Genomic DNA, 12060 nt, shown 5'->3' on the forward strand with positions numbered 1-12060 from the left:
CGGCGGGGCGCCGTCGCGGTCAGGCAAGGGGAGGCGGTACGACGCTGCGCCTGCTAGCGCAAGACCTTCATCTTGTACTTGAAGGTCTCGGCCCGATAATGCAGGTATTCGAATACCAGCGGCTTCTCTTCCTGCGCATAGGTCAGGCGCTCGATGCGCAGTATGGGCGAGCCCGGTTCGACTTTCAGGCGCGTGGCCACGTCCTGACTGGCCGAGGTGGCATCGATTTCCACGTCGGCGGAATGGAGCCGCTGGCGCAGCTCGTTCTCGAGCAGCGAAAACAGGTCTTTTTCGCGCAGGTTTTTCTCGGTGAGGCGCGAGCCCACGTCATGCCGTACCCAGGAGTAGTCGATGGACACCGGCTCCCTGTTCAAATAGCGCACGCGGCGGATCTCGGTCACGGGACTCCCGTCCTTGACCTGCAATTTCGCGCTGGCGATGCCCGCTGCCTTGACGGTCTTGAGGCCGAACACGTCCGAAAAGGTTTCATGACCAAGACGATGCATCGCTTCGCCGAAACCCTGCAGGTGCGTCAACTCCTGGGAGACATTGGGCAACGCGACAAACGTGCCTTTGCCGTGCACTTTGAACAGCAGCCCTTCCTGCTGCAAGTCGTTGATCGCCTGCCGCACCGTGATGCGGCTGACGCCGAACGCCGCGATCATTTCGTTTTCCGACGGCAGCTGCTGGTGCCCGATATAGGTGCCATCGATGATCTTGGCACGAATCGCTTCCTTGATCTGTATATACAGTGGAACGGTCGACGAACGTGGAAGTGGGATGTTCAAGGTGGCGGCACAGCACAATGAAGGACAGGTCATTATAACGAGTCCGGGCACGAGTCCCCTGATTCGGGGAGGCCCGGACATCCGCTGTCCACGGCACCGTTTCACTTGGCGCCGTCAATCGCCGCGCGGGTCGGTCGGGTAGGGCGGCCGCTTGCGCATCTTCTTCACGATGCCGTCGCGGCCGAGCAGCAGCACGAGTTCGGTATGCCGGCCGCCCGCCGCCGGCGTCGTGTAGAGCCACGCTTCCATGCCCGAATCGAACCGGACCGTCTTCGTGGGCCCGAACGCGGCCAGCAGCTCGGCGCGCGTCGTGCGGCCCGGCACGACGAGCGCATCGAAGCGGGCCTCGGCCACGCTCGTGCCGGGTTCGGGCGCGCGCGTGGCGCAGCCGGACAGCAGGGCCGCCAGCGCGGCGATCGTCAGCCAGCGGCGATTGATCATGGCGCCGCCTCCGGCGCCGGCGGCGCATCGTCCATGTAGTCGAAGCTGACGAGCGTGTCGTCCGGCCAGCCGCGGTCCCAGATCGGCGCATAATACGTGCGGTCGAGCAGCACCTGGCAGTCGCAGAACGGCAGCATGTCGCGCGTCTGGTCGCCGCCCGCGTACAGGAAGTGGAAGGGCAGCACTTCCGTGCGGTCGCCCGCGCGCAGCGTCACGGCAAACACGGGACGCTCCGTAAAGAACAGGAAATTGCCGTCGGGGCTGTCGCAGACCTGCTCGGGACGCGTGAGCGCATTCGAGATCCACCCGAACAGCGGCGAGCTGTTCGACACGAGCCCGGCCTCCATGCCGACGAGACATTCCAGCCGCAAGTCGCCCAGCCGGCGCGTACCGGGCGGCAGGCCAGGCGTCACGACCTGCGCGCGCCACGTCATGCTCGTCGTCTTCCGGTTGGCGACGACGGCCGCGTCTTCCTGCAAGGCCTGCTCGTTGCGCGGCAAGGTAAAACTGTTGTCCGGCGCGACGGGAACGGGCACGGCGATGTGGTCGCCGATGACGCGCAGGGTGATGCCGTGCATGTCCACGGTCGGCGAGCGGGGCAGCAGGCGGAAGCGCAGCGTGGCCTGGGGTGCGAGCGCGTGCTCGCGCTGGAAGCGTTCCATGCCGCGGATCATTTTGCGGTAGGACTTGTCGACCGGGTCGCGCGTGTACGTGACGGTGACGGTCTGGACGCCCGAAGCCGGCGCCGGCTGCCCGGCCGGGTTGGCTGCCGCTGCCGGCGCCGTCTGGGCGTGCGCCGTCCACGCCAGCACGGCACCCAGCAGTGCCGGCGCTACGCCACGCGAGACCGGCCGCCGCATGATCACCAGTAACGCACGCGGCCGACGTCCATGTGCACGAACTGCGACTCGGGGTAATAGCCGACCCCGCCCGCGCGCTGGGCCATCGCGACCGTGTGCAGCTTCGCGAGGTCCTGGCCTGGAATGCGCACGTCGATGGCCTTGCCCTCCATGTGCAGGCTGTGCTTGGCGACGCCGTTCGTGTTTTCGTGCAGCATCGCGTTCGTTTCCGGCGAGCGATAACCCGAGATCACGTGCATGGTCGGATGGCTGCCGTATTGCGCGCTGATGCGGTCCAGCAAGACGAGCAGCTTCGGATCGATGGCCGCGATCTTGTTGTTGCGGTGGTCGCGCAGCAGTTTATTGATGTCCTGCAAGGCCTCGGGGATGAACTCGCCCTCGGCCCAGAAAATGGTCCGCAGGCTTTCGCCCGTGTGCGTGTTGTACAGGCGCACGATGCGCTCGTTGGGCGCCACCGGTGGAACGGGCGCATCCGGCAGGGTCTTGGCGCTGGTGCGGATCGCGGGCGCACCGAGTACCGATGCGAGGACGGCCGAGCTTTTGAGGAAGGAGCGTCGTTGATTCATGAGCTTATCCTTTGCTGATTGCCAGCCTCAATGATACGCCCCATGCATGATTCGTGCACCGGACTGTGCCCGGGTCGCGTGTCGGTGCGGGACGACAGGGCGTGACTGCCTTAGAATGGGCGGTCATGTGTGTCGTGCAATCTTGCCAGGAGAGCAGCATGCGTTTTGCTTACCGTTTCTTGTTCGCATCGATGCTGGCACTCGCCGGCACCACGGCTACGGCCGCTCCCGCATCCACGCCCGCGCGCGACGCCGGCGTCGATATTCCGATCCCCGACATCCCGTACACGAAATTCGTCCTCAAGAACGGCCTGACGGTGCTCGTGCACGAAGACCACAAGGCGCCCGTCGTGGCCGTCAACACGTGGTATCACGTCGGCTCGAAGAACGAAAAGCCCGGCAAGACCGGCTTCGCGCACCTGTTCGAGCACCTGATGTTTTCCGGCAGCGCCAACTTCGACAAGACGTTCTTGTCTGCCCTCGAAGGCGTCGGCGCGACGGACCTGAACGGCACGACGAACAAGGACCGCACGAATTATTTCGAGACGGTGCCGACGTCGATGCTCGATTACGCGCTGTTCGCCGAGAGCGACCGCATGGGCCACCTGCTGGATGTGCTCGACCGGAAGAAGCTCGACCTGCAGCGGGGCGTCGTCCAGAACGAAAAGCGCCAGCGCGAGAACCAGCCGTACGGCGTCGTCGAGCAGATCGTCACGGAGAACACGTGGCCGGCGAACCACCCGTATTCCTGGACCGTGATCGGTTCCATGACCGACCTCGATGCCGCGTCGATGGCCGACGTCACCGACTGGTTCAAGGGCCACTACGGCCCGAACAACGTCGTGCTCGTGCTGGCCGGCGACATCACGCCGCAGCAGGCGCGTGAAAAAGTCGAGAAATACTACGGCGACATCCCGCCGGGCCCGCCACAGGCGCACCAGCAGGCGTGGGTCGCGAAGCGCAGCGGCACCCATCGCGGGCAGGTGCAGGACCGCGTGCCGCAGGCGCGCATCATCCGCCTGTGGAACGTGCCCGGCGCCGACACGCCGGAAGAACCGCTGCTCGACCTGGCCGCGCAGGTGCTGGGCGGCGGCAAGACGTCGCGCCTGTACCAGCGCCTCGTCGTCAAGGAGCAGCTGGCCACGAGCATCGGCTCCGGCAACGATTCGAACGAGATCGCCGGCCAGTTCGGCATCAACCTGACGGCCAGGCCCGGGCTGGCGCAGGCCGACGTCGCGCGCATGGAAACCGGCGCCGACGAGGAATTGCGCGCGCTGATGAAGTCCGGCCCCACGGCCGCCGAACTGCGGCTCGCACAGACGACGATCCTCGCGCAGCACGCGCGCGCCGTCGAGCGCGTGGGCGGCTTCGGCGGCAAGAGCGACGTGCTGGCGCGCTGCGCCACGTACACGGGCAATCCGGACTGCTACAAGGTCTACCTGCAGCGCATCAAGGACGCGACGCCGGCTGCCGTGCGAAAGGCCATGCAGGACTGGTTATCCGACGGCGACTACGTGCTGGAAGTCGATCCGTTCCCGACCGCGCTGGCTGCCGACGCGTCCACGGTCGACCGCAGCAAGGGCCCACCGACGGGCCATCCGGAGCCGTTGACCCTGCCGCCGATGCAGAAGGCGATCCTGTCCAACGGCCTGAACGTGGTGCTGGCCGAGCGCCATGGCGCGCCCGTGATCAATCTGTCGCTGATGTTGAACGGCGGCTTCGCGTCCGACACGCAGGCGCTGCCAGGGCTCGCGAGCCTCACCCTGCGCATGCTGGAAGAGGGCACGGCGACGCGCAGCGCCCTGCAGATCAGTCGCGAACTCGAAGCGCTGGGCGCCTCGTTCGGCACGACGATCAACCTGGACGGCGCCTTCGTCAACATGAACGTGTTGAAACCGACGCTGACGCAGGCGCTGGGCCTGTACGCGGAGCTGACGCTGCACCCATCGTTCCCGCAAGCGGACTTCGAACGCGTGCGCAAGACGCGGCTGGCCGCGATCCAGCGCGAGCAGACCGTGCCGCACCTGATGGCCTTGCGCGTGCTGCCGCCGCTGTTGTACGGCCCCGGCCATCCCTACTCGCTGCCGCTGACGGGCACCGGCACCCAAGCCGCCGTGGCGCGCATGACGCGCGCGGATCTCGTCGCGTATCACGGCACGTGGTTCAAGCCGAATAACGCAACCTTGCTTGTCGTCGGCGACACCACGCTGGCCGAACTGAAGCCGTTGCTGGAACGCGCGTTCGGCGCCTGGAAGGGCGGCACGCTGCCCGCGCACGACATCGCCAACGTCGACCAGCCGGCCGGCACGACGATCTACCTGATCGACCGCCCGGGCGCGCTGCAGAGCGACATCGTCGGCGCCCAGCTGGCCCCGCCGCGCAACACGCCGGACGCCGTCGCGCTGAATCTGTTGAACGACGTGTTCGGCGGGACGTTCAGCTCGCGGCTGAACATGGACCTGCGCGAAGATAAACACTGGTCGTACGGTGTCGGCACGTCGCTCGTGGCGGCGCGCGGCCAGCGCATCCTGTACAGCGATTCGCCCGTCCAGACCGATAAAACGGCCGACGCGCTGCGCGAGCTGGCGCGCGAGTACGCCGACCTGGGCGGCGCCCGCCCGGTCACGCCGCGCGAGCTGCAGGAAGCGCAGGCCAACGAGACGCTGGGCCTGCCCGGCTCGTTCGAGACGGTCAGCCAGCTCAGCAATGCCTACGCGACGATCCTGCAATACGGCCTGCCCGAGGATTACTACAACACGTACACGGCGACGGCGCTCGCGCTGACGCCCGCGCAGCTGAATGGGCTGGCCGGGCGCGTCGTGCTGCCCCGGCAGCCGGTGTGGATCGTCGTCGGCGACATGAGCAAGATCGAGGCGCCGATCCGCGCGCTGAACCTCGGCACCGTGCGCCGCATCGACGTGGAGGGGAAACCGTTGCAGTGACCGCGGTAGGATGGTGAGGCCGGGGGCCTCAAATGAAACGTGCCCACGCGTGCCGCCAACACGTCGCGAACAGCGCGCGTGGGCAGAGGGCCGCCCACCCTACTGTTTCGCCTGCTTCCGCAAGCCTGGTAGGGTGTGCCCACGCGCGCCGCCACCGCCCACGTTACGGCTTCGCCTGCTTGCGCAACTGTTCCTGGTAACGCTGGAAAATCTCGAACCGTTCCTCGCGCCATAAAATCTTCGAATGCGGGTCGAGCGTGTACGTGGCATCGGGCGGCAGGGCGATGCTGCCGTGCCCGTCCGCCATCGGCAGCGTGACGATGCGCGTGCCGACGCGCACGTCGAGCGGCATCGGGAACGGCGTGCCGGCGGCCGTCTTCCACGTCAGGTCGAGGGTGTCGGCATGGCGCCGGGCCACGAGTTCGGGCAGGGCGGCCTGGTACATATAGGCCTGGAAGAACCAGTCCAGGTCGCGTCCGCTCGCGCGCCTGACGATGGCGATGAAGTCGGGCGTCGTCGCATAGCGCGGCGCGAAATTGCCGGGACGCGGGTCCGGACGACCATACACGAGTTCGCGCACGGCGCGGAAAAAGGCGTTGTCGCCGATCAGGCCGTGCAAGGTGTGCAGCACGAGCGAGCCCTTCGTGTAGATGTCGCCGCCGGGACCGCCGCGTTTGAGGTCGTAGACGTCTTCCTCGCGCTTGTGCTTGCCGGAGACGAGCGGCGCCTTGTTGCGGATCGATGTCCGCTGCTGCATCAGCGCCGCGTAGTATTCCTGGTCGCCGTGCAGGTATTGCATGTACAGGGGCTGCATGTAGGAGCCGAGGCCTTCGTGCAGCCACATGTCGTCCCAGTCGGCATTGGTGAGCTGGTTGCCGAACCATTCGTGGGCGAATTCGTGCTGCAGCAGGTCGTCGTAGCCGTACGGCGTCTTGGCGTATTTGTTGCCGTAGGCATTGATGGTCTGGTGTTCCATGCCCTTGTGCGGCGTTTCCACGACGCCCATTTTTTCGTCGCCGAACGGGTAAGGGCCGATCGTCGATTCGAAGAAATCGAGCATCTGCGGGAATTCCGCGAACAACGCCTGCGCATGCGCCTTGTTGTGCGGCAGGTACCACAGCCGCAGCGGGATCACGTTGCCGTAGCGGCTGTGGTATTCGCCATCCAGCTCGGCGTACGGCCCGACGTTGATGGCGACGCCGTAGGTGCTCGGGTGTTTTGCGCGCCAGTGCCATGTGCGCCAGCCGTTCGCTTCCGTCATGCCGAGCGCGACGCCGTTGCCCGCCGCGACCAGCGGCGCCGGCACAGTGATGTGTTCGTCGACGACGTCCGGCTTGCCCATCGGGTGGTCGATGCAGGGCCAGAACAGGTCGCAGCCTTCGCCCTCGACGGCGCTGGCGACCCACGGCTGGCCGTCCGGCGTGCGCGCCCACACGAAGCCGCCGTCCCATGGCGCCCGCTTCGCCACGTGCGGCTCGCCGTGGTAGGTCACGCGCACCTTGACGTGCCGGCCCGGCTCCAGCCGTTGCGGCAGCGTGATCGTCAGCTTGCCGTCCGGATTGCGCCACTGGCCCGCGGCGAGCGCCCGGCCGTCGACGCTGATGGCGTCGATGGGCAGGTTGCGGTCCAGGTCGAGCTCGATGCGGTCCAGCGGCGCGCGCGTACCGAACGTGAGCGTCGCGTCGCCGCGCAGGCTGCGGCTGTCCGGGTCGATGCGCAGGCTCAGGTCGGCGTAATCGAAGGTGAGCGCCTGCTGGCCGGGGCTGCGCTGCGCGCCCGAGTTGACGGTGTAATCGGTGAGGGCGGGCTGGCTGGCGCAGCCCGCCAGCAGCAGGCCCAGGGCGGCGATGGCGATTCTTTGCATGATGCAGGGAATTTATCACAGCGGAAAGCGGCGCCACGCAAATCGCGGCTGGTGAATACTGTGGCGAGGAGGACTTGCAATGAGCGACCTGGACATCGACATCGGCCGCACCGCCCTGGTGCTGATCGATTTGCAGAACAGTAATGTGAGACGCGACCTGGCGCCGTACACGGCCGAGCAGGTGGTGGGCAATTGCGTGCTGCTGGCAGGCGAAATGCGCGACCGTGGCGGGATGGTGATCTTCGTGCGCGTGCTCGTCGACCAGCTGCAGCTGCCGCCGGCCGACGCGCCGATGCGCAAGCCGGGCACGCCCGCGCCGCCGCCGGATGCGTCGCAGCTCGCGCCGGACGCCCAGGTGCAGGCGACCGACATCGTCGTCACGAAGCGCCAGTGGGGCGCGTTCTACGGCACGGAACTGGACCAGCTGCTGCGCCGCCGCAACATCAAGACCATCATCCTCGGCGGCATCGCCACCAACCTCGGGGTCGAGTCGACGGCGCGCGCCGCGTTCGACCGCGGCTACGGCGTCGTCTTCGTCGAGGATGCGATGAGCAGCATACAGGCCGACATGCACAGGTTCGCCTGCGAACATACCTTCCGCATCATGGGCAGGGTGCGCTCGACGCGCCACGTGATCGACGCGCTGCAGGCCGGGACGGGCGACGCGTAAACCGGCTTGTCAGCGTAGCCGTCGTCCCCGCGCAGGCGGGGACCCAGGTCGCCCGATCTGCCGGCAAACTGGGATTCCCGCCTGCGCGGGAATGACGGTAGGTCAGCGTTGCATCGTCGTCCCCGCGCAGGCGGGAACCCAAGTCGCGCGATCCGCCGGCAAACTTGGATTCCCGCCTGCGCGGGAATGACGGGATAGAAGCAGCGGCTTACTTGCGCGGTGCCGGCTGCTGCGCATTGGCCTGTGCCTGCGCCTGCGCATTGGCCTGGGCCTGTGCCTGCCGCTGTTGCTCGCGTTCCTGTTTCTTCGCCATGTGGTGGCCGATGGCGCAGCCGGCCGCGGCGCCGAGCAGGCCGTGCTTGCCGGCCACGTGGCCGCCCACACCGCCGACGATGGCGCCTTTCGCGCAGCTGGGTTTGGCGTAGGCGGCGCCCGTCGAGGCGAGCGAGAGCATGAGGGTTGCGGCGAGCAGTTGGGTTTTCATATGTCCTCCAATGGATGATGCTATCAACGGCCGAATGCCGTCCATGGATGACAGTAACCGCGGCCGCGCCGGTTGAATGTTCGCCAGATCACCGTTGCGGCCGACGGTAATGTCCGTCAGTTCTTGTTCCGGATCGCGGCCGCGATCTCGTACGAGCGCAGGCGCGCCGCGTGGTCGTGGATCTGCGACGTGATCATCAGCTCGTCCGCGCCGGTACGTGCGATGAAGGCTTTCAGTTGCTGCTCGACGGTGTCCGGCGCGCCGATCGCCGAGCACGACAGCACGCCATCGAGCATGCCCCGTTCCGCCGGGCCCAGCAGGTCGAGATAGCCTTCGACGGGCGGCTTCAGGCGCGTCGGGTGGCCGCTGCGCAGGTTGACGAATGCCTGCTGCATCGACGTCGCGCGCCAGTGCGCCTCCGCATCCGTGTCGGCGGCGAACACGTTAAAGCCGAGCATCACGTACGGCTTGTCGAGCTGGGCCGACGGGCGGAAGTTGGCGCGGTAGATCTCGATCGCCTGCATCATCATCTGCGGCGCGAAGTGCGACGCGAACGCGTACGGCAGGCCCAGCATCGCGGCCAGTTGTGCGCCGAACAGGCTGGAGCCGAGGATCCACACGGGCACTTTCAGGCCGGCGCCGGGCACGGCGCGCACCTGGCGGCGCGGAGCGTCGGCAAAATAATCCATCAGTTCCACGACGTCCTGCGGGAACTCGTCGGCGTCGGACGCGAGGTTGCGGCGCAGTGCCCGTGCCGTCGCGTGGTCGGAACCGGGCGCGCGGCCGAGGCCCAGGTCGATGCGGCCCGGGAACAGCGATTCGAGCGTGCCGAATTGTTCCGCGATGACGAGCGGGGAATGGTTCGGCAGCATGATGCCGCCGGCGCCGAGGCGGATGGTCGAGGTGCCACTGCCCACGTGGGCGATCAGCACCGCCGTCGCCGCGCTGGCGATGCCCGGCATGCCGTGGTGTTCGGCCAGCCAGAAGCGGTGGTAGCCCCAGCGTTCGCCGTGCTGCGCGAGGTCGAGCGAGCGGCGGAACGATTCGGCAGCGTCGCTGCCTTCCGTGATCGGGGCGAGGTCGAGGATCGAGAAAGGAATCATGGATGCAGTCATCGGTAAATGATACGCCGATCCCCTTTTTCGCGTGCGCCACGGTCCGGAACGGCGGGCCACGGTGCTTTCCTGTGCTTGACCCCGCCTGGCGGGCTGCCTATGATGGCCGGTCGATCCATGTCCTGTGGTCATCTTTTTTCGTCCCGTCATGCGTATTTACCCGCTCCCCTCCCGAACCCTGCTGGCCGCCGTCTGCATCGCCGTGCTCGCCGCCGGCTGCGCCTTGCCGTCCCGTACGCCGCGCGTTCCGGCGGGCGGGGTGCCGCAGCTGGACGTGCGGCGCTTTCCGCAGATCGACGATGCCATCGACGCCGCCATCGACGCGCACAAGCTGCCGGGCGCCGTCTTCCACCTGGAGCACGGCGACGCCGTCTACGAACACGCCTACGGCCGCTTGACGTATGACGACGATGCGGCGTCCGTCACGACGGCCACCGTGTACGACGCCGCGTCGCTGACGAAGGTATTGGCCACGGCGCCGTCCGTGCTGATCCTGGCCGAGCAGGGCCGCATCGGCCTGGACGACAAGCTCGTCAAATATTTCCCCGAGTGTGCGAACGGCGGCAAGGAAACGATCACGATCCGGCAATTGCTCACGCACAGCTCGGGCCTGCCCGCCGGGCTGCCGAAGGACCCGGACTGGCGCGGCCGCGCGGCCGCGCACAAGCTCGCGTGCGAGCAGACCGTCACGCACGCGCCCGGTACGTTCTTCCGTTACTCCGACATCAATTACATCCTGCTGGGCCAGGTCGTCGAGAAGGTCACGGGCACGCCGCTGGACGATTATGCGCAGTCCCACATCTTTGCGCCGCTGCGGATGCAGAACACCGGCTATTTGCCGCTGCGCCGCGTGGATGCCGAGGCGATCGCGCCGACCCAGCTGGGGCGCGACGAGAGCCAGGCCAAGGACAGGGGCGCGCACGGCGACCTCGCGCCGGGCGAGCTCCTGCGCGGCGTCGTGCACGATCCGACGGTGCGCCGCATGGGCGGTGTGGCCGGCTCGGCCGGCGTGTTCACGACGGTCGGCGACGTGGCGCGCTACGCCCGCATGCTGCTGGCCGGTGGTGTGCTGGACGGCGTGCGCATCCTCAGCCCGCAGAGCGTGCGCCTGCTGACGACGGTGCAGTCGCCGCCGGGCCTCGCCAGGCGCGGCCTCGGCATGGACATCGATTCGCCGTATGCGAAGCGGCCGCGCGGCTCGGTGTTCCCGGTCGGCAGCTATGGCCACACGGGCTTCACGGGCTGCGTCCTGTGGGTCGATCCGGGCTCGCGCGCGTTCTACGTGTTCCTGTCGAATCGCGTCTATCCGGACGACAAGAGCAACGTGCTCGACCTCTACACCCGCATGGGCACCCTGGCCGCGCAGGCGGCGGGGGTCGACTGACCGTCGAGCGCGATCCGTCGTTTTCCCTCTGTACAGGCCTCGTTTGGGGCCTTTTTTTGTTGCCGTCAGGCTAACGCGCGCACCCTTCGCGTCGATCTCTTTAAACTCCGCCTCCACAATATCTACTTGATATTGCAGAGTTTTTTGCCCCAAATCCATTCTCTCAGGAGTGCGACATGAAAATGAATAAGTTACTGAAAGGCCTGCTGGGTGCTGCCGTCACGGTGGCGATGTTCGGCACGGTGAACGCCCAGGCACAGACCAGCGGCAGCGCGTCGACGGGCAGCAGCGCGACTGCGCAGGACCAGGCGACGTCGGGCAGCGCGACCACGAAGAAACACAGCAAGAAAAAACATCACAAGAAGAGCCACTCGAGCGGCTCGAGCGGCAGCAGCGGCACCACCAGCAGCGGCTCCAGCACCAGCGGTTCGAGCATGGGCACCGGCTCGTCGTCGAGCGGCAGCCAGGATACCCAGGGCACCTCCGGTTCGTCGGGCACTTCCGGCACCTCCGGCACTTCCGGCAGCATGGGCACCGGCACCACGACCACGCCGCCGACCGGCACCGGTTCCTCCGGTTCGAGCGGCATGAGCGGCAGCACGGGCTCGGGCGCGTCGGGCACCAGCGGCATGAGCGGCAGCACCGGCGCCAGCGGCACGGGCCTGTCCGGGTCCGGCATGAGCGGCACCGGCTCGGGTTCGGGCACGGGCACCAGCGCGACCGGCACCGGCACGAGCGGTACTGGCACAACGAGCGGCACCACCAGCGGCACGACGAGCGGCACCAGCCAGGACGGCAAGCGCGGCTATTGATCGTTCGGGCCGGCCGGCCCGGCCGGCAGGGACGACGCCAGCCTGCAAGCTGGCGTTTTTTTTGCACGCGGCGAGGTGCGGCATCTTGCAACACAGCTTTTGGGCCGTGTTCGCATCGGGCAGGCGAACCGAAC

The 12060-nt window shown here is 67.3% G+C and carries 11 protein-coding genes; 4 read left to right on the plus strand and 7 right to left on the minus strand.

Annotated features, from left to right (window positions below):
• Nucleotides 1-53: 53 nt before the first annotated feature.
• From ACEN9Q_RS28915 to mepK, 4 genes are all read right to left on the minus strand, one after another.
• Nucleotides 54-839, minus strand: coding sequence for a GntR family transcriptional regulator (locus tag ACEN9Q_RS28915; protein WP_495626876.1), 786 nt, complete (start codon nt 837-839; stop codon nt 54-56).
• A 63-nt stretch (nt 840-902) separates the two neighbouring features.
• Nucleotides 903-1229, minus strand: a complete 327-nt coding sequence (locus tag ACEN9Q_RS28920; RefSeq protein WP_495626877.1) for a hypothetical protein — start codon at nt 1227-1229, stop codon at nt 903-905.
• The gene (locus ACEN9Q_RS28925; protein ID WP_495626878.1) at nt 1226-2089 is read right to left on the minus strand and encodes a hypothetical protein; all 864 of its coding nucleotides are present in this window, start codon (nt 2087-2089) and stop codon (nt 1226-1228) included. The genes ACEN9Q_RS28920 and ACEN9Q_RS28925 overlap by 4 nt, the downstream gene beginning before the upstream one ends.
• A 2-nt stretch (nt 2090-2091) precedes the next feature.
• Nucleotides 2092-2655 carry a peptidoglycan L,D-endopeptidase MepK gene (mepK, locus tag ACEN9Q_RS28930; RefSeq protein ID WP_056448491.1) on the minus strand — a complete coding sequence of 188 codons (564 nt, stop codon included), beginning with the start codon at nt 2653-2655 and terminating at the stop codon, nt 2092-2094.
• 158 nt (nt 2656-2813) lie between these two features.
• Between mepK and ACEN9Q_RS28935 the strand changes: the two genes are divergently transcribed.
• Nucleotides 2814-5597, plus strand: a complete 2784-nt coding sequence (locus ACEN9Q_RS28935; RefSeq protein ID WP_495626879.1) for a M16 family metallopeptidase — start codon at nt 2814-2816, stop codon at nt 5595-5597.
• 163 nt (nt 5598-5760) lie between these two features.
• Here the strand turns inward: ACEN9Q_RS28935 and ACEN9Q_RS28940 are convergent, their stop codons facing one another.
• Nucleotides 5761-7461, minus strand: a complete 1701-nt coding sequence (locus ACEN9Q_RS28940; RefSeq protein ID WP_495626880.1) for a M1 family metallopeptidase — start codon at nt 7459-7461, stop codon at nt 5761-5763.
• 79 nt (nt 7462-7540) lie between these two features.
• Between ACEN9Q_RS28940 and ACEN9Q_RS28945 the strand changes: the two genes are divergently transcribed.
• A complete protein-coding gene (locus ACEN9Q_RS28945) occupies nt 7541-8131 on the plus strand; it encodes an isochorismatase family protein (protein ID WP_495626881.1) in 591 nt (196 codons plus the stop codon).
• 208 nt (nt 8132-8339) lie between these two features.
• Here ACEN9Q_RS28945 and ACEN9Q_RS28950 read toward each other — a convergent pair whose 3' ends face one another.
• Nucleotides 8340-8615 (minus strand): hypothetical protein, encoded by a 276-nt coding sequence (locus ACEN9Q_RS28950; RefSeq protein WP_495626882.1) that lies wholly within the window; start codon nt 8613-8615, stop codon nt 8340-8342.
• A 116-nt stretch (nt 8616-8731) separates the two neighbouring features.
• On the minus strand, nt 8732-9718 hold the full coding sequence (locus ACEN9Q_RS28955; protein WP_495626883.1) for an LLM class flavin-dependent oxidoreductase: 987 nt from the start codon (nt 9716-9718) through the stop codon (nt 8732-8734).
• Between the two features lie 160 nt (nt 9719-9878).
• Between ACEN9Q_RS28955 and ACEN9Q_RS28960 the strand changes: the two genes are divergently transcribed.
• Entirely contained in the window at nt 9879-11114 is a 1236-nt protein-coding gene (locus ACEN9Q_RS28960; RefSeq protein ID WP_495626884.1) for a serine hydrolase domain-containing protein, read from the plus strand.
• A gap of 176 nt (nt 11115-11290) precedes the next feature.
• Complete coding sequence (locus tag ACEN9Q_RS28965) at nt 11291-11926, plus strand: hypothetical protein (RefSeq protein ID WP_495626885.1); 636 nt, start codon at nt 11291-11293, stop codon at nt 11924-11926.
• The last annotated feature ends 134 nt before the right edge of the window (nt 11927-12060 follow it).

This window comes from Massilia sp. Masssp93 (assembly GCF_059491295.1).

Bases quoted from the DNA above. Each gene is read 5' to 3' on its own strand.
- ACEN9Q_RS28920 (WP_495626877.1), bottom strand. From the start codon at position 1,229: ATGATCAATCGCCGCTGGCTGACGATCGCCGCGCTGGCGGCCCTGCTG.
- ACEN9Q_RS28925 (WP_495626878.1), bottom strand. From the start codon at position 2,089: ATGCGGCGGCCGGTCTCGCGTGGCGTAGCGCCGGCACTGCTGGGTGCC.
- mepK (WP_056448491.1), bottom strand. From the start codon at position 2,655: ATGAATCAACGACGCTCCTTCCTCAAAAGCTCGGCCGTCCTCGCATCG.
- ACEN9Q_RS28935 (WP_495626879.1), top strand. From the start codon at position 2,814: ATGCGTTTTGCTTACCGTTTCTTGTTCGCATCGATGCTGGCACTCGCC.
- ACEN9Q_RS28940 (WP_495626880.1), bottom strand. From the start codon at position 7,461: ATGCAAAGAATCGCCATCGCCGCCCTGGGCCTGCTGCTGGCGGGCTGC.
- ACEN9Q_RS28945 (WP_495626881.1), top strand. From the start codon at position 7,541: ATGAGCGACCTGGACATCGACATCGGCCGCACCGCCCTGGTGCTGATC.
- ACEN9Q_RS28950 (WP_495626882.1), bottom strand. From the start codon at position 8,615: ATGAAAACCCAACTGCTCGCCGCAACCCTCATGCTCTCGCTCGCCTCG.
- ACEN9Q_RS28955 (WP_495626883.1), bottom strand. From the start codon at position 9,718: ATGATTCCTTTCTCGATCCTCGACCTCGCCCCGATCACGGAAGGCAGC.
- ACEN9Q_RS28960 (WP_495626884.1), top strand. From the start codon at position 9,879: ATGCGTATTTACCCGCTCCCCTCCCGAACCCTGCTGGCCGCCGTCTGC.
- ACEN9Q_RS28965 (WP_495626885.1), top strand. From the start codon at position 11,291: ATGAAAATGAATAAGTTACTGAAAGGCCTGCTGGGTGCTGCCGTCACG.